This is a genomic window from Asaia sp. A2, from assembly GCF_057319415.1.
In genome coordinates, this window is record NZ_JBXWTO010000008.1 from 119,967 (window position 1) to 137,070 (window position 17,104).

At 61.4% G+C, this 17,104-nt stretch carries 15 protein-coding genes, 1 tRNA gene and 1 riboswitch; of the genes, 6 read left to right on the top strand and 10 right to left on the bottom strand.

Annotated elements, in window-relative coordinates:
• Positions 1-227 precede the first annotated feature (227 nt).
• A tRNA-Tyr gene (locus ACWNRM_RS08840) sits at positions 228-313 on the bottom strand.
• Positions 314-408: 95 nt separating this feature from the next.
• Here ACWNRM_RS08840 and rlmB point away from each other — a divergent pair.
• Complete coding sequence (gene rlmB / locus ACWNRM_RS08845) at positions 409-1,260, top strand: 23S rRNA (guanosine(2251)-2'-O)-methyltransferase RlmB (RefSeq protein WP_485170386.1); 852 nt, start codon at positions 409-411, stop codon at positions 1,258-1,260.
• A 227-nt stretch (positions 1,261-1,487) separates the two neighbouring features.
• On the top strand, positions 1,488-2,486 hold the full coding sequence (locus ACWNRM_RS08850) for a zinc-binding alcohol dehydrogenase family protein (protein WP_485170385.1): 999 nt from the start codon (positions 1,488-1,490) through the stop codon (positions 2,484-2,486).
• Between the two features lie 57 nt (positions 2,487-2,543).
• Here the strand turns inward: ACWNRM_RS08850 and ACWNRM_RS08855 are convergent, their stop codons facing one another.
• Positions 2,544-3,371, bottom strand: a complete 828-nt coding sequence (locus ACWNRM_RS08855) for a sulfotransferase family protein (protein WP_485170384.1) — start codon at positions 3,369-3,371, stop codon at positions 2,544-2,546.
• 257 nt (positions 3,372-3,628) lie between these two features.
• Between ACWNRM_RS08855 and ACWNRM_RS08860 the strand changes: the two genes are divergently transcribed.
• Positions 3,629-4,024 carry a DUF3597 domain-containing protein gene (locus ACWNRM_RS08860; RefSeq protein WP_485170383.1) on the top strand — a complete coding sequence of 132 codons (396 nt, stop codon included), beginning with the start codon at positions 3,629-3,631 and terminating at the stop codon, positions 4,022-4,024.
• Positions 4,025-4,139: 115 nt separating this feature from the next.
• Here ACWNRM_RS08860 and ptsP read toward each other — a convergent pair whose 3' ends face one another.
• The 5 genes from ptsP to ACWNRM_RS08885 all read right to left on the bottom strand — a co-directional run bounded on the left by ptsP (position 4,140) and on the right by ACWNRM_RS08885 (position 8,385).
• Entirely contained in the window at positions 4,140-5,906 is a 1,767-nt protein-coding gene (gene ptsP / locus ACWNRM_RS08865; RefSeq protein WP_485170382.1) for a phosphoenolpyruvate--protein phosphotransferase, read from the bottom strand.
• 52 nt (positions 5,907-5,958) lie between these two features.
• The gene (locus tag ACWNRM_RS08870; RefSeq protein WP_485170381.1) at positions 5,959-6,252 is read right to left on the bottom strand and encodes an HPr family phosphocarrier protein; all 294 of its coding nucleotides are present in this window, start codon (positions 6,250-6,252) and stop codon (positions 5,959-5,961) included.
• A complete protein-coding gene (locus ACWNRM_RS08875; protein ID WP_485170380.1) occupies positions 6,252-6,752 on the bottom strand; it encodes a PTS sugar transporter subunit IIA in 501 nt (166 codons plus the stop codon). Before ACWNRM_RS08875 ends, ACWNRM_RS08870 begins: the two co-directional genes overlap by 1 nt.
• 76 nt (positions 6,753-6,828) lie before the next feature.
• Entirely contained in the window at positions 6,829-7,797 is a 969-nt protein-coding gene (gene rapZ / locus ACWNRM_RS08880; RefSeq protein WP_485170379.1) for an RNase adapter RapZ, read from the bottom strand.
• 45 nt (positions 7,798-7,842) lie between these two features.
• Positions 7,843-8,385 (bottom strand): HPr kinase/phosphorylase, encoded by a 543-nt coding sequence (locus ACWNRM_RS08885; RefSeq protein ID WP_485170378.1) that lies wholly within the window; start codon positions 8,383-8,385, stop codon positions 7,843-7,845.
• Here ACWNRM_RS08885 and ACWNRM_RS08890 point away from each other — a divergent pair.
• A complete protein-coding gene (locus ACWNRM_RS08890) occupies positions 8,374-8,718 on the top strand; it encodes a RidA family protein (protein WP_062163962.1) in 345 nt (114 codons plus the stop codon). The genes ACWNRM_RS08885 and ACWNRM_RS08890 overlap by 12 nt on opposite strands.
• 120 nt (positions 8,719-8,838) lie before the next feature.
• Here the strand turns inward: ACWNRM_RS08890 and ACWNRM_RS08895 are convergent, their stop codons facing one another.
• From ACWNRM_RS08895 to ACWNRM_RS08905, 3 genes are all read right to left on the bottom strand, one after another.
• On the bottom strand, positions 8,839-10,824 hold the full coding sequence (locus ACWNRM_RS08895; RefSeq protein ID WP_485170377.1) for a M61 family metallopeptidase: 1,986 nt from the start codon (positions 10,822-10,824) through the stop codon (positions 8,839-8,841).
• 225 nt (positions 10,825-11,049) lie between these two features.
• A complete protein-coding gene (putA, locus tag ACWNRM_RS08900; protein WP_485170376.1) occupies positions 11,050-14,667 on the bottom strand; it encodes a bifunctional proline dehydrogenase/L-glutamate gamma-semialdehyde dehydrogenase PutA in 3,618 nt (1,205 codons plus the stop codon).
• 233 nt (positions 14,668-14,900) lie between these two features.
• Complete coding sequence (locus tag ACWNRM_RS08905; protein WP_485170375.1) at positions 14,901-15,203, bottom strand: putative quinol monooxygenase; 303 nt, start codon at positions 15,201-15,203, stop codon at positions 14,901-14,903.
• Positions 15,204-15,263: 60 nt separating this feature from the next.
• Positions 15,264-15,354: riboswitch (glycine riboswitch) on the top strand.
• A gap of 116 nt (positions 15,355-15,470) precedes the next feature.
• On the opposite strand from ACWNRM_RS08905, the gene gcvT reads away from it, so the two are divergent.
• Entirely contained in the window at positions 15,471-16,604 is a 1,134-nt protein-coding gene (gcvT, locus tag ACWNRM_RS08910) for a glycine cleavage system aminomethyltransferase GcvT (RefSeq protein ID WP_485170374.1), read from the top strand.
• A gap of 27 nt (positions 16,605-16,631) precedes the next feature.
• The gene (gcvH, locus tag ACWNRM_RS08915; RefSeq protein ID WP_035443956.1) at positions 16,632-16,997 is read left to right on the top strand and encodes a glycine cleavage system protein GcvH; all 366 of its coding nucleotides are present in this window, start codon (positions 16,632-16,634) and stop codon (positions 16,995-16,997) included.
• The last annotated feature ends 107 nt before the right edge of the window (positions 16,998-17,104 follow it).

The following is a 17,104-nucleotide window of genomic DNA, read 5'->3' on the forward strand; positions in this document are numbered from 1 at the left end:
GAGACAGGCGTAAGGCGCAATCCGCCTTGGCGACGATGCGTGATCAAAACGAACTGAGGCGGACGGGGGGGGGAGGCGCTGGGGGTACTTGCCCGGTTGCAGATCGCTCGCGCAGAGCACCCGGTCTCGTCATCACGCGCTTAAAAGGGTTGCTGATTGCCCAGAACAGCCCGAAGCGCCTTGGCGCATCGACAGCAAGTAATTTAATTTTTGAAAGGAAGGGGACCTGGTGGAGAGAGTTGGATTCGAACCAACGTAGGCGTACACCAGCGGATTTACAGTCCGCCCCCTTTAGCCACTCGGGCATCTCTCCAGGTCGGGACGGGGAATATGGCGGATCAGGATTGGTGTCAACAAGCTTTCTTCATTTTTGTTGCATGACGGGCGGCTTGCTTTCATAGAGCGCTCATGTCCAGACGCCCTTCACGCTCATCCGCCTCGCGCGCTGCCCGCGCTTCCGAAAACCGCGCTCCAGAGGATCGCCCCTCTGGCGAACGCTCTTTCGAGGGGCGCTCTTCAGGCGGCCGTTCTTCCGGCGGGCGCTCATCCGCCGCCGGATACTGGATGTATGGCCTGCATGCCGTTGAGGCGGCCCTGCGCAATGCAGAGCGCGACGTGCACGAGCTGCTGGTCACGAAAGAAGCCCTCTCGGCACTCGAAGCCAGACAGGTTCCGATCCGTATTTCTCCCAATGTGGTCGAGCGCCAGCGACTGGACCATCTTTGTGAGCGTGACGCCGTGCACCAGGGCGTCTGCATGCGCGTCGAGCCCTTGACCCCGCCCTATCTCGATGACGTGCTGTCCAGCCGCGAGGGGCCCTTGCTGATTCTCGATCAGGTAACCGATCCGCGCAATATCGGTGCGATACTGCGGTCGGCAGCGGCATTCGGGGCAGCCGCTCTTGTGGTGCAGGATCGCAATACACCTCAGGAAGGCGGTGCGCTGGCCAAGGCGGCCTCAGGGGCGCTGGATGTCGTGCCAATCCTGCGTGAGGTCAATCTCTCGCGCATCATTGCCCAGCTGCAAAATGCCGGTCTCTGGACGGTGGGTCTGGATGCGGGTGGTTCGGTGCTGAATGGTCAGGGTTTCGCGGGTCGTCGCGTGGCGCTGGTGCTCGGTGCAGAAGGGGCGGGCCTCAGGCGCCTGACCCGCGAAAGCTGCGATGAGATCGCCAGCGTCTACATGCCCGGTGACATGGAAAGCCTTAACGTCTCCAATGCTGCTGCTGTGGCACTTTATGAGCTGGTTCGCCCGGCCTGACTTCCTGCGGGTTTGAGGCATGGCCCCTTGTCATGCCTGACCTGCTGCGTGACGGCATCCATGCTCGCGGCTTGATGCATATGGCGGGAGTGCCCATCTCTAGTGAGTCTGGAGCATGGGTGCCCGTAGCGTAAGTGCCCCGGGTCACCCGTCAGGGAATTCCATCAGCACGAATGATGGTCTAGTCTGATGGCTCCAAGGACATGTTTCCGGGAGGGATCACTTCCATGAAAGCAGTTGGCTACAAGGCGCCCGGTGCGCCTGATGTCTTGCAGGACATTACCCTGCCCGACCCTCCCGCCCCGAAAGGGCACGACCTGCTCGTGCGGGTCAGGGCGGTCTCGATCAATCCCGTCGATACCAAGATACGTGTGCGGGCCGGTGCGCTGGATGGCGAGGCATGGCGCGTTCTGGGCTGGGATGCCGCCGGAATCGTCGAGGCCACGGGCCCGGAGGTCCGTTTCTTCAAACCGGGCGACAAGGTGTTCTATGCCGGTGCCCTGATGCGCCAGGGCAGCAATGCCGAGATGCAGACGGTCGATGAGAGACTGGTCGGCCATATGCCGGACCGTCTCGATTGGGGGCAGGCCGCGTCACTGCCGCTGACCAGCGTGACAGCATGGGAAATGCTCTTTGACCGCATGGCGGTCACCAACCTGACGAAAGGCGTCCTGCTGGTTGTTGGCGGCGCTGGGGGTGTGGGATCGATCCTCATTCAGTTGGCCCGCAAGCTGACGGGTCTTACCGTCATCGCCACAGCATCACGGGATGAAACGCGTGACTGGGTGCTCCGGATGGGCGCACATCATGTGATCGATCATCGGCAGGATATGGCAGCCCAGATACGGGCCCTTGGTTTCGAGCAGGTCACCCATATCGCCGCTCTGACCGCAACGGACCGCCATCAGGCTTTTTATGAGGAAATTCTGGCGCCTCAGGGGCATCTGAGCGTGATCGACGATCCCGCGCATTTCGATATCGTGGGGTTCAAGAAGAAGAGCGCCACGATCTCATGGGAATTCATGTTCACACGCTCGCTTTTCGCCACGCCCGATCAGGCGAGGCAGCATGATATTCTCGAGCAGATCTCCTCGCTTGTTCAGTCCGGAGATGTGGTGGCGACAGAGTATCACCGGGCTCAGGGGCTCAGTGCTGCCGCACTGGGCAGGCTGCACAGCGAGAGCGAGAGCGGAAAGAGCATCGGTAAATCCGTTCTGGTGTTCTGACGTCCGATGCGCCGGCGCAGCCCTGCGCTGTGCAGCCCGGCGTGCTGGACGGCGGGATCAGCACAGGATGAGTGCTCCGCTCTCGCGGGCCTGTGCGCTGCGCCAGAACATGCCGCCTTCCAGCCTTTCGCGTATGGCGGGCGGCAGGATCGAGCGTCTGGGCTCGGGTGCAACACGGGGGCGTAGCGCGTGCAGACCCGGTGTACCGAGAGCCTGATCGAATTTGTCCGTATCGGGTGTCACCACATGGTCGGGATCGTAATCATGAGGTGGCAGTCCCAGCGCCCGTGTCAGGCTGTCCAGAGCCTGACATGGTGCGCGGGCCAGATAATCGTAATCCAGCAGAATGAGCCGATGCGCATAGGGTCCGTGGAACGCCTCGTTCAGGACGCGCCACGCATAGCCAAAGACGCCCTCGGGTGAGAGGATATAGTCCAGTCGGTCATGCTGCGTGGCCCTTCTGGAAAGTGGTACGAGATTAGAGGAAAGGACCGGATCGCGCACGATCAGTCGCTCCAGCGAGTCGAGAATCCAGATTGGGTCACGCACGCAGCAAATGACTTTGGCTTGTGGAAAAACGGCATCGATCAGCCCCATCCGGGCGCACCAGTCGCGATGCGTGTCGATGACGATCTGCTTGGGGTCGGTAATGGCGTAGTAGCTTTCCAGCAAACGGCGCATCACGCGGTCCCTTTTCGCCGCATCGAAATCACCGGCGTAATCTCCCTCAGCCATCAGGGACGCGATACGCAGCATCATGGGGGCGACGGGTGAACTGCGCCCCGACGTTACAATGGCGGGGTTCTGGGCCAGAAGGGCTGAGAGCAGCGTGGACCCTGAGCGAGGCAGGCCGGCGATGAAATGAACGGCATTGGCATGGGGCATGAGAAGGTTTTTCCGCGAGGAGGGGCATGGCTCGCGTAGAGGGCGCCGTATGGCTGTGCAATTGGGCGCCCGAACCTCACAATGTTGCCGAAATATCACATCCCAGAAAAAACCTTTTGGGCGCTGGAGCGATAATGCTGAACAGGAAGTACGTGAGGCTTTTGGGTCACATGTCACTTTTCGTTACTGAATGAAATATAGGATTTGTCGGTCCAGCGTTTTCGGCTGGCAGATCCGTCAAAGGGAAGAAGCGATCAATGGGTATCTTCAGTACGATCATGAGCAAGATCTTCGGTCACGCGGAGGCAGCCCCTGCCAGCGGTTCGAATGGAGCGGCTTCTGGCTCTGAGGCGCCTGCTGCACCGGGTTCCACCACGCCGACGGCACCGAGTGCGCCGGTCGATGTCGACGCAGTGCTGACCCGGATGGCAGCCGATAAGGGCCAGACTCTCAACTGGCGCACGTCGATTGTCGATCTGCTCAAGCTGCTCGACATGGACAGCTCGCTCGATGCCCGCAAGCATCTGGCGCAGGAGCTGCATTACACGGAAAGCACCGAGGACACGGCCAGCATGAATGTCTGGCTCATTCGTCAGGTCATGCAGAAGCTGGCCGAAAACGGCGGCAAGGTTCCGGAAGAACTGCGTCACTAAGGGCCTTCACGCCCTCATAATCATCCAGCCGGAAAAGGGAGCCTATGGCTCCCTTTTTTCGTTTGCGGTCAGGCCTTACCCGGCCGCAAGGCAAACACGTGCAGGGTGCTGACGGTCAGACCGCGAAGTCGCGAATGATGCGATGCAGTTCGGTGGGATCTTCCACAAGCATGGCCTGACGGTAGAGAGCATCGCAGGAATCAAGGCTGAGCGAACGGATCATGCGCTTGACCGGTGGGAGAAGCGCTGCTGACATTGAGAACGAGCGCAGCCCCATACCGATCAGCAGGGCGACAGCACGCGGGTCCGACGCCATCTCGCCACAGACACAGACGGGGCGGTGCGCGCGGAGTGCCTCGTCAATCGTGAGGCGAAGCAATCGGAGCAGGGCAGGGTGAAGGGTCGTGTAAAGCTCGGAACCCATGGCGGCAGACCGATCGACGGCGAGCGTGTACATCGTCAGATCGTTGGTGCCGAGCGCCAGAAACTCCGCCTGTCGCACCAGGGCGCCCGCCGTCAGGGCGGCAGCGGGCGTCTCGATCATCACGCCAAGCGGTGGCAAATCGGCAGGGAGTTTCACACCGCGACGACGCAGCCTTTTGGCGCAGCGCTCATAGATCTGTCGTGTGGCGATAACCTCGTTCACCGAGCTGACCATGGGCAGAAGAATACGTAGCTGGCCGTGCAGGCTGGCGCGCAAAATGGCGCAGAGTTGCGTTTCAAGAATTTCCGGGTGACGAAGCAGCAGACGCAGGCCACGCACGCCAAGCGCCGGGTTTTCCTCTTCCTCCTCGCCCTGAATCCCAAGCTGGCGCAGCCGCGACAGCCCTTTTTCACCACCCCAGTCCAGCACCCGGATGGTGGTGGTCATGTTGGGCATGTCGCCCACGATGCCGGAATACACCTCGTACTGCCCATCCTCATCAGGCAGGGGCGCAGTTTCATCGAACAGGAATTCGGTTCGCAGCAGGCCAATGCCTGCTGCGCCGTTGCGATGCAGCAGGGGGAGTTCATTCGGGATCTCGACATTGGCCAGCAACTCGACATCCTCGCCGCTCACCAAACGGCTGGGCAGGCGTCGTAATCTGCCAATTCCCTTTCGTTCCCTGGCCTCCTCGGCCATTGCCGAGCGTGCCTCAGCCAGCGTGGTCGAGTCCGGGTGCAGGATGATCCTGCCGCTCGACCCGTCCACAATCAGCAGATCACCGTCATTGATGCGATCGGTCAGATTGGGGATGGCAAGAATGGCAGGCACATTGAGCGCACGCAGCATGATGGCGGTATGGTCGGTCACCCCGCCGCCTTCCGAAAGCACAGCCGCAATACGGTTCGGGTCAATGACGGCGGCATCGGCCGGTCTGATCTGCTCGGCAACGAGAATGGAGCCGCCCTGGACATCGGAGAATGCCCTGAAGGAAACGCCGGTCAGATTGCGCAGGAGCCGTCTGGCCACCTCACGAAACTCGCCCTCACGACGCCTTGCGCCTTCGATTTCCTCTTCAGGCATGTCGGGCTGCGGCCCGGCCATGGCCGCCAGTGCGTCGCTTTCAATCTGCACAGCCGCTTCGGCGGTCAGCCCGTCTTCCCCGATACGGCGATGTGCCGCCCGAACGAGACGTGAATGGTTGAGCATACGCTCATACACCGAAAGCAGCGCATCGATTTCAATACGCCCTTCTTCCGGCAGGGCATTGAGTTTGGTGCGCAGCTTGCGCAGCTGCTTGAGCGTGAGAGCTATGGCCTCATCCAGCCGTGCCCGCTCTGCGTCACTCCCCAGCAGGGACGGGAGCGCTTCAATGACAGGCAGGGGGCGCTCATAGGTCAGGCTCGCGCGCGCGATAACGACACCTGCCGAAATCCCGACACCCTGCAGGATTTGCATGGGGAGGTCAGTATCAGGCTGGACAACTTCGCTCGATGGGCGGCGCAGTCGCTTAATCACGTTCACCAAAGCCGTCAGAAACGAGGGCGATCAGGGCATCGAGCGCTGCGCTGGCCTGGGGCCCCTTGGCGGAGAGCAATATGGTCTCACCCCGGCCCGCGCCAAGCATCATCAGCCCCATGATGGACAGGGCAGACACGGTCTGGCCATGACGGCTGACCTCAACATCAGCCGTGAAGCCTTCGGCCGCTGTGACGAATTTCGCTGCGGCCCGGGCGTGCAGGCCCAGGCGATTGACGATCGTGACATCGCGCTCAAGGGTCGGGCCCGAAACCGTGCCCGACATCAACGGGCAACCTGGCGCAGCGGTGTGATCAGCGGGGTGAGGGGGGGAACATAGCTCATGGTCGTCGTCACAACCATTTCACAGCTCTTGCCACCCTGCAAACAGGAAGGCGGCAGCTCATAGGCGGCGGCGATGTATTTGCGCCCTGCCAGAGTAGCCAGCTCGGCACATTCGGCAAGGCTGCGTGTGCAGCGCGTCTTCGCAAGTTTGACCAGCATCGGCACGTTGACACCGGCCAGCACCTCGACACGGCCTTCCTGACGCAGCGAAAGGGCAAGATTGGAAGGGGTACTGCCAAACATGTCAGTCAGAAGGAGAACGCCGTCGCCTGTTTCGACCGAGGCGATGGCTGCACCAAGACGGGCTCTCGCGGCAACGACATCGTCGTCGGGGCTGACACCCATGACTTCTATCTGTGGCTGGGGACCGACCACATGGGTCACAATTTCAAGGAGGGACTGGGCCAGGGAACCGTGGGTAACAAGAACGATCCCGATCATCGGGGCATTCCTTCAAGGGGTGCATGACGCCATTTTCGTAGCGACCCCGAAAGATATTGGTCATCCATCACGGTAATCAAGACGGCTTTGTCCGTATCTGTTCATCCGGTATGGCAAGTTGCTGAGGGACGCGGACCCATCGCCATGAGCTGCGTCCCTGACGTGCCAGTTCCCGATGCATGACGACGATTGGCACATCTGACAAGAGTTTAATCTCTTCGGCGTGGCTTAACGCGGCGGCAATCTCTTCAACAAGTGTTACCGAGCGATGCTGACCGCCCGAGCAACCAATGGCCACCGTCGCGTGTTTTTTTCCCTCCGCGACGAAACGAGGGAGAACAAGTTCGAGCAGTCCCATGATACGTGAGAAGAAACTTAGGTAATCGGGGTCCTGTTGCACGTATTCGCGTACTGCGGGTTCAAGCCCTGTGCAGGTCTTCAGATCAGGGTCGTAATGCGGGTTACGCAGGAACCGGGCATCGAATACGAGATCGGCCTCGCGGGGAAGACCGGCCGGATAAGCGAAGGAAAGCAGGGTGACTGTCATCGAGTCGCCATCATTCTGATGGCCAAAACGCGACTCGATCAGGCGACGCAGATCATGGGGGGGCAGGTCGGATGTATCGATCACCAGATCGGCTTCGTCACGCAGGGGCGCCAGCAAGGCAATTTCCTGCTCGATGCTTGCCACAAGGCCCGGTGCGATTTCCGAACTGTTGTCCAGCGGGTGACGACGGCGCGTTGCCGTGTAACGCCGGAGCAGCACGTCAGTCTCGGCCGTCGCGTATAAAAGCTCCACATGCAGGTCGCGCTGGGTACGCAGCTGGGCCAGTGCCATGATGACGGCTCTGGCCTCGAAGCCTCTGGTCCGCACATCGATGCCGATGGCCAGAGGCTCCACCGTTCGGGCAGCCAGGGCGTCGAGCAAGGTCAGGGGCGGGTTATCCGTGACCTCGTAGCCGATATCTTCAAGGATACGCAGGATCGAGGATTTCCCCGCGCCTGAAAGGCCGGTCACCAGCAGGATGCGCCGCGCTGAACTCACAAATCGCCACTCCAGTTGCCGGGCGGAAAAAAGACCATGAGAACCTTAACCTTCTTCGAGGGCGCTGGGGAGAGGGAGACAGGAGGCGTTTCCCCCATTGAGGCCGCAAAGAAGTGTGAAATCACCCAGGCGGCAGCGCAGCGCCGTGCGAATGATCGCCACCGCGTCCGCCTGAAAGCCGTTCAGAGTCATCTGCCATAGTCCTGTATCGGGTTCGACAGTTTTCTCTGGCAGGCGTACGGGTCTGGACGGGATCGAGAGATGAACATGCAGGCCAAGCCTTGCCGTAGCGCGATAGGGCATCCGAACCAGACCCAGCCCACGAATCTCGATCATCCCGGCAAGGGCAGGGGGCGCAGAGGCGTGAAGATCGTGGATGACCAGACGATCATCTCCCACCAGATCGAAGCCTGAGTCGATCAGGCGGAGCAGGAGGCTGGATTTGCCGCATCCCGATTGTCCGGTGAGCACAACACCTATCCCTGCAAGGCTCGCACAGGATGCGTGGATCTGCCCGTCTCTGGGAATGTTGAAAGGCGATGTGCAGTCCCGTGATTGTGGGTTATGAGTGCCGTCATGCACGACCATTCTTCCCTCTCTCCTCGTCCCGTCCTGCAGGACAGCGTGACCTATTACGGTGTGACAGGGCTGGGCCCGGACGGCAAACCGCCCGAGAGCCTGATTGAGGAATGTCAGAATGCCCTTGCCCGCATACGCGATATTCTGGCGACACATGGGCTTGTGCCTGAGGACATCACGCATCTGGCGTATATGATACCCGATAGCGTGGTGTTTACGGCCTGCCAGCGGATCATTGCCGAGGCGCTTGGTCCGGCCCGGCCCGCCATGACCCTGCGCCTGAAACCGAGCTTCGACGTGCCGGGGCAGAGGCTGGAATTCAATTTTATCGCTTCGGCCTGAAGCCTCGCCGTAGAGGCGCGTTGCGGAGCAATCTGTCCCGTCAGACGCCAGCGCGTAATAGGTGTAAAAAAAACAGGGGGCTGTAACGCCCCCCTGAATATCCTCGTTTGCGATGCCGGCTCAGTGACGCGGCGAATAGAGCGTCGTCAGGCGGTCAGGGGTGTTGTCCAGACGTTCCAGATGCGGGTAGCGCAGGCCGTCATGATAGGGAATGGCCACGGTGCGGTAATGTTCGCCCGACTTGACCAGAAGCGTGATGGGCGCCTTGTCGGTTTTCGCCGCCTTGATGGCATCGATCAGGCCTTCTGGTGAGAACGTATCGCCATTGACGGCAACGATCTCGTCATGAATGGCCAGACCAGCCTTGTAGGCCGGGCTGTCCCAGGCGACCGTGCCGAGCTTGCCGTTCTTGGCGCTGATGATCACACCCAGCGAGAAACGCAGGCTGAGGCGATGGCGGTTCTTGCCAGCTTGTGCCTCGAACGCGTTTTCCTTGTCGGTAAAGACCAGTTTGTAGCCACCGGCTTCGAGCCCACCCAAAGGCGCGCGCTTTTGCACGGTGCTGATGCGCTCGTGCAGGAACTTCGCCCAGTCATAGGGCACGACCTTGTTCAGGGTCAGGACCACATCATCGAAGGTGTAGGTGCTGACGATGATGCTGCCGTTATTGGTGCCAAAGAACGCCTTGGCGAAATCGTCGAGCGATTTCGTGTCATGGGAAAGCTTGCGGATCATCATGTCGGCATCAAGCCAGACGAGCTGACCTTCGACATAGTAATCTTCCGAGCGCTGGTAGTCGCGCCAGGACTGGGGGGCACGCTGGGCAATGATCGGGTCATTGGTGGTATCGGCAACCGGGCGCCATGCCCGTCCGGCCTGGGCGTCGTAGCTGGCTGCCATCAGGGCGAGCGCTTCAAAGCCCTGATCCTTCGACACCAGTCCGGAACGGGCCGCGAGGACATTGCCCCAGAACTGGGTCTGACCCTCATACACCCACAGCAGCGAGCCGCGCTGGGGCGAGTTGAAGGTGGGGCCGTACAGATCGGCCGGGCGGCGATACTTACCGTTCCATGAATGGGTATATTCGTGGGCCAGCAGGTCGCGCTGCGGGAAGGAGTGCTTCCAGTCCGTGAAGTAATCCTCGCTCACGCTGTCTTCGCTCGACTGGTGATGCTCGAGCCCGATCCCGCCGAGTTCGTCCGTCAGCGCCATCAGGAAGTCGTAATGGGCGTAGTGCTGCGAGCCGAAAGTCAGAATGGCCTGCGTGACCAGATTGCGATGGATCTGCAATTCGGCATCGTCATAGGCCAGATCGCCCGGCTTGTCGGCCACCATGTTCAGTGTGACGGGCACGCCACCCGGTGCGTTGAGCGCGACCTTGCGGAAATAGGCTCCTGCGAAGATCGGTGAATCGACCAGCGTATTATACGGCACCACGCCATAATTGAGGGTGTCGCCGGTTGCATTGCCGTTGGTGCGCAGGGCCGTTGCAGCCTGCCAGCCATGCGGCAGGGTCACGCTGGCCTGAACAGGGATGTTACGCGAGTAGTAGCCCGCCGGATAAAGCGAGACCTCGTTCCACTGCACATTAACGATATGGGGCGTCATGACCACGCGCCCTTCATCAGCCGTCACCGGCGAAAGAAGCTTGAAGTCGAGGTCGAGTTGCGTCTGGTCCTTGGTGACGGGCACGTGGAAGGCAAACACGTCCACCGGATCGCGCAGCCAGGGAATGGTCTTGCCACCGGCGGTTGCAACCAGACCACCGAGCTGCATGATCGTGCCTTCCGGCGCATGACCGCCCGGTACCCATTTCGGATAGAGCAGCACCAGTTCACCGGCTTCGCGGGCGCTTTGCGGCACGGGCACGGTCTCATGCATGGTCATGACATGATGATCCAGATCCGTGGCATTCACGCTCAGCTTGAGCGTGCCGGGAAAGGCAACATCCTTGGGTTGCGGCAGGGGCGAAGGCAGCGGTGTGGCTTCCGGCTGCGGTTGGCCCTGTGCGGAGGCACTGGCCGGGGCCGCGAAAGCAGGCACGGCATGGGTGCTGAGAACGAGGGCAGCCAGAAATGTGCCCGCGCGAAAAAGGCGAATGGTCAAGCGTGATACTCCACGAGATGCAGATCGATCATGTGTGTTCATCACCAAAGTGCAAACGCGCGCGGCTGACAACCCATATTCCGGGTTCGATATGATCCTTCCTCGCGAAATCCTGTGTCGTTGAAACTTCGTAGCGCCTCGCCTGTCAGGCATATCGGGCGCGCAACGCAGGCAGCAGGGCCAGCAGACGCGCCGGGATTTCGATAAGTCCCAGGTTACACCCGATCACGGATCCTGCTGTGTCAGTAGGGTGATGTCACCACCGCAGGCGGCCTCGTTGGTTGTGATCACGGTTTCACTCAGCAGCCACTCAGGGCGGACTGTATCCAGATCATAGACCGGGACCACCATGCCCTCGCGTGCCGTAACGGTCAGGGCGGCCTGTTCGGCACTCTCTGCACCACGCTGGATGAGCATGGCATCACATTCCGGCAGCGCACCAGGATCGACGCGCGTAATGACATTGGCCAGCTGGCGAGAGACCTGCCTCAGCCACTCTACTGCGTTGTCGGGAGCCAGAACCAGCACCTGATTCCCTGCGCCAAGCGCAAGCCCCACGGCGTGCAGCAGGGCAGGCCAGCTCTCGCAGGCACAGAGTATGACGCCCTTGGGGCGCAGCATATAGCGGCTGGTTTCCCCATTCGGGCCAGGCATGTCGAGGGTAAGGCCGCATAATCTGTGGGCGATGACGGCTCTTACCCGGCGGGCCGAAGGCGGGTCCCGGGGCTCGAGAAAGGCAAGAAAGGCGCGCGCCGTGGCTGGGACAGGCGCCTCGGGCGGCGCTTCGAGCGGGCAGGGTGCACCATGCATCAGGCGTGGAAGGAGCAGGGGACCACCCAGCTTGGGGCCCGAGCCGGAAAGTCCGCGCCCGCCGAAAGGTTCCGTCCCGATTCGTGCGCCGATGATGCCGCGATTGACATAGATATTACCAGCGCGACTGCGGGCACAGGCACGGTTGACACTCTCCTGGATACGGCTCTGCACGCCAAAGGTCAGGGCATAGCCTGTGGCATTGAGCGCATCGACGACGCCGTCGAGCTCGTGACGCGCATAGCGCCTGATATGCAGAACCGGGCCGAATACCTCCTGCCCGATATCGGCAACGCGGCCGATCTCGATAAGTGTGGGAGGGACGAAATGGCCCTGCAATGTCTCGACACGCATGTCGGGCTGCCAGACGGGATAACCGGCGCGGCGCATCCTATCGACATGGGCTTCCACCCGAACACGCGCCCCGGCCGAAATCAGGGGGCCGATATCGCAGCACAGCCTGTCCGGTGCGCCGAGGTGACGTTCGATAATGGCACCACGCAGACGTTCGATGAATTCATCTGCGCCGTCTTCCTGCACCAGAAGGACCCGCAGAGAGGCGCTGCGCTGACCGGCACTGTCAAAGGCGGAGGTCAGGATGTCGGGAATAACCTGATCGAGCGGTACGCTGCTATCGACGAGCATCGCATTCTGCCCGCTGGTATCGGACAGAAGGGGCACAGGCTGGCCGGTTCGCCCGGTGCGGCCCAGCAACTCGCGACTGATGGTCTTGGCCACAGCGGTCGAGCCAGTGAACATGACGCCGTCGATACGGGGGTCGGCCACCAGCGAAGCGCCGACATTGCCCTCGCCTGGCAAAAGTTGGAGGGCCGCTGGCGGGAGGCCCGCTTCCATAAAAAGCGAGAGCAGCTGGGCTGCGACAAGCGGTGTTTCTTCCGCAGGCTTGGCAATCACGGCATTGCCCGCAGCCAGGGCTACGGCAACCTGACCGGTAAAACTGGCAACAGGGAAATTCCATGGGCTGATGCACAGTATCGTGCCAAGCGGCGCGCCGTGCCGCCCTGTTTCATCCAGCTGGCGCAGTTGCGCCGCATAGTAGCGCAGGAAATTAATGGCCTCGCAGAGTTCCTGCGTGGCATTGGCGAGTGTCTTTCCTGCCTCGCGAATCAGAAGCCCGAACAGCGTCGCGCGATCCTGCTCGATGGCCACGGCGACCCGATCGAGACAGTCCGCGCGCTCCTGTGCGGTGGTGCGACGCCATATCTGCTCCCCCTCGGCGGTATTGAGGGCAGCATCGATATCGCGCGGTCTGGCATAGATGACGACTCCAACATGATCGTCATGCGCCGCCGGGTTGGTGATCGAGCGCGCGCGCCCTTCGGGCCTTGGCATGGCCGGACCGATGGGCATGGCCCTGAAAACACGGGGTGTCGCGGTAAATCCTGCGATCAGGTTTTCCAGATCGAGCGGGTTGTCGAGATCCGGCGCGGTGGCCCCCTGTCGTTCTGCCCCGTAAAGATCGGCAGGTAGGCTGAGCGATGGGTCCGGTGAGCCGTGGGGCAGCGGTGCGCGTGCCAGCGTCACGGGATCGGCAATGAGTGCATCAACAGAGACGGCCCGGTTGGCGACCTGATTGATGAAGGAGGTAGGCGCGCCATTTTCGAGCAGGCGATGCACCAGATAAGGGCCAAGATGTGAATCGGCTCCGACAGGTGACAGGATACGACAGGCAGCGCTGCGCGGACGTGTCGAGACCAGCGGGGTATAGAGCGTTTCACCCATGCCATGCAGGCAGCCGAATTCATAAAGCCCCGGCTGCCATTCGGGCGCGAGGGCGAGAATGGTCGCTATACTGCGGGCATTATGGGTTGCGAATTGCGGGTAGAGCGCAGCCTCTTCTTCCAGGGCGCGACGGGCGCAGGCGATATAGCTGACGTCACTATGGCACTTGCGGGTGAAGACAGTGTAGTCGGCGTTTGCCCTGGCCTGACTGTGCCGGATTTCCTCATCACGATAACTGCCCTTGACCAGACGCAGCACCACGCGTCGTCGGGTCTCGCCGGCGAGCGCCACCAGATGCTCGATGAGAGGCAGGGACCGCTTGTCATAGGCCTGTACGGTAAAGCCAAGACCGTTCCAGCCTGCAATTTCAGGGGCGTGACAGAGTGCATCGAACAGATCGAGGCACAGCTCGAGTTTGTCTCCTGTCTCGGCATCAAATTGCAGGATCACATTGGCTGCCATGGCACGTTGGGCCAGCATCACCAGAACAGGAAGGACCTCGTTCATGACGCGGTCGCGCTGGGTGGTCTCGAACCGGGGATGCAGTGAGGACAGCCGGAGCGACAGGGCAGGGCGTTCATACAGGGTCTGCCCCCTGCCATGCCGGCCGAGGGTCTCCACCATCGCCAATGCGTCATGGCGTGCACGGTCGGCTTCCTCTGCCGTGTGGGCCCTGCCACGCAGCAACGCGCAGGCCAGGTTGAAACCCTTTTGCTCAGCCGGACGATGGCGTCGCAGAGCCTGCCCGATGGTTTCTGCCAGGATGAACTGGCTGCCCATCATGCGTATGGCCTTCTCGACGCCATGGCGGATGAAAGGCGCTCCGCTTCGCATCGCAAGGCCGCGCAAACCGCCCGGGGCGGCATGGAGCTTCGATGAGGTCGACATGGCCCAGCTTACCGCATTCAGGAACAGGGGAGGCTCATCACCGCCATGATGATGCCAGTCACCCTGACCAATCTGGTCGCGTATGAGCGCATCACGCGTGGCTGAGTCGGGAATGCGAAGGAGGGTGCCCGCGAGACAGAGCAATGCCTTGCCTTCGGGAGAGGCGAGGGGGAAAGCCTGCATCATGGTCTCGATGCCGTTGGTCTCGGCATGAGCGCGCCAATGCGTCGTGAGAGTGCGAGCCTGTGTCTCCGCCCGCTCTGTCAGGTTTTCCGGCAGGGTGGCCCGCGTGAGCAGCCCGGCAAAGGCCTCCGCCTCGGGGCGACGCGCAGCATGGGCAATAGCCTCCCGCGAGGGCGACAGGGCCGGGCGTCGGGGGAGAAAGCTTGAGAACAAAGTCATGCTGGCTCAGTCATGCAAATCGGGCGCGTGAATCTTACGCCCCCCGCATCATCACGCGGGGATACGAAGCAGGCAGACTAGGCGAGGCCAAAGGGCAGGAAAACCCTCGCCGCGTTACGTTCCGGTCATGAGCGTGGCCAGATGTCAGAAACACGTCCGGTGAGGCTGTGACCCGTGACCCTGGGCGGAGCCAGATCACCGTAATGTCATGGTGACGTGTCGGATGGACAGTATCAGGGGTGACGATGCGTAAAGAGGCGCACATTGCGCTCTTCAATGCCGAATTCGCGCAGGGCGGCAGCAAATTTCTCGAAATGCGGTGTCTTGAGATGCGCCTCGAAGGCAGCGCGCCCCTTATAGACCTCGTGCAGGACAATAATGTCGGGAGCGTCCTGCTGGGTGAGGACATCGAAGGCCAGGCAGCCCTCCTCATCGGCGAGGGAGCGGTCGCTGTCATAACGGCAGATTTCGAGGAATTTATCGAAGTTTTCGGCCGGTGCAGCGAATTCCGCGATTACTGTGAAGCTTTCAGACATGAAACGAACCCGATCAGTTTCCGGAATTGACTTTTCTGCCCCATTTCTGCGAAGAGTAAACACCGATTCACGGGAGAGACCGGACAATTTTTCCGGCGCCGAAGGAGCAACCGCCCCGGAAACTCTCAGGCAAAAGGACCGCGATCGGCTGGAACTTCTGGAGAGAGGCATCCCTGTGGGGTGTCCGCCGACGGGATAGCGATCTCAGGCAAAGGCGACAGAAGGGGCGACGATTTTTTCGTTTTCTGCCTTGGGGGATTCCGCCCGTTGTCCGACGCGCTCTGTTTCACGCCGCTCAATGACCTGCATATCGAACTTGGCGCCCGTATGGTGCCGTTCGCAGGCTATTCCATGCCCCTGCAATACCCGGCCGGGCTCATGGCAGAGCACCTGCATACGCGCAAAAGCGCGGGGCTGTTCGATGTCTCCCATATGGGGCAGCTGCGTATCACGCCCAGACAGGGCACGCTGCACGATGCCGCCCTTGCGCTAGAGAGCCTGATTCCGGTCGATCTGGCAGGTCTGGGTGCCAACCGCCAGCGCTATGGTTTTCTCACCAATGACGCAGGCGGTATCCGTGACGATCTGATGGTCGCCAATATGGGTGACTGGCTGTTCGTGGTGGTCAACGCCTCCTGCAAGGCTGCCGATACCGCATTGATGGAAGCAGCCCTTGGGGAACGCGTTGAGATCGAGAAGCTTGATGACCGCGCCCTGCTGGCGGTTCAGGGCCCCGAGGCCGTCAACGTGCTTCAGGATCTCTGCCCCGAAGCTGCTGAGATGCGCTTCATGGATGCGATCGAGGCCGACATCGATGGCGTTGCCTGCACCCTGACGCGCTCAGGCTATACAGGTGAGGATGGCTATGAGATCGGCATCCCGGCCGAGCATGCCGAGCAGATCGCCCGTGCGCTTCTGGCGGATGAGCGCGTTCTGCCCATCGGTCTTGGTGCGCGCGACAGCCTGCGTCTCGAATCCGGTCTGTGCCTGTACGGCAATGATCTGGATGAAACCACCACACCCGTTGAAGCGGCCCTTGGCTGGGCCATGCAGAAGGCACGCCGCGAAGGCGGGGCCCGTGCAGGGGGTTATCCGGGCGCTGACATCATCATGAAGCAGGCGCGTGAGGGTGTGTCCCGCCTGCGTGTTGGGCTCGCAGCGGAAGGGCGTGCGCCCGTTCGCGCTGGCACCGAGCTTTTCGCCGATGAGGCAGGCACGCAGAAGGTGGGTGTCGTCACTTCCGGTGCTTTCGGCCCCAGCATCAACGCCCCTGTGGCGATGGGTTATGTCGAGACGGCTCATTCCGGCCTCGGCACCACGCTTTACGGCGCCCTGCGCGGCAAGTTCGTGCCGGTTCAGGTGCGCGCCCTGCCTTTCGTCCCGCCCGGCTTCAAACGCTGAAAACCGTCAACTGAGAGAACGCGATCAATGAGCACCACCTACTACACCCCGTCCCATGAATGGATCCGTCTCGAAGGCGATATCGCCACGGTCGGCATCACGGCTCATGCTTCCGACGAACTCGGCGAGCTGGTTTTTGTGGAAGCCAAGGACGAAGGCACCGAAGTGCCGCAGGGTGAGCCTGCCGCCGTTGTCGAATCCGTCAAGGCCGCTTCGGATATTTATGCCCCGGTGAGCGGCGTTCTGGCCGGGTTCAACACCCGTCTTTCCGACGAGCCGACGCTGGTCGGTACCGATCCGGAAGGCGAAGGCTGGATCTTCAAGCTGCGTGTGAGCGACTCTGCCCAGCTCGAATCCCTGCTCGATGCGGATGCCTACAAGGCGTCGCTCTGATCTGACCGCCGGGCTGGCTTGCCGGTCCGGCTCTTCTTGTACCGTCAGATCCGGATGGCCGGTCTGATTTTTCCTTCCGAGCACAGGGTGGCCCGTGCCGTCCTGAC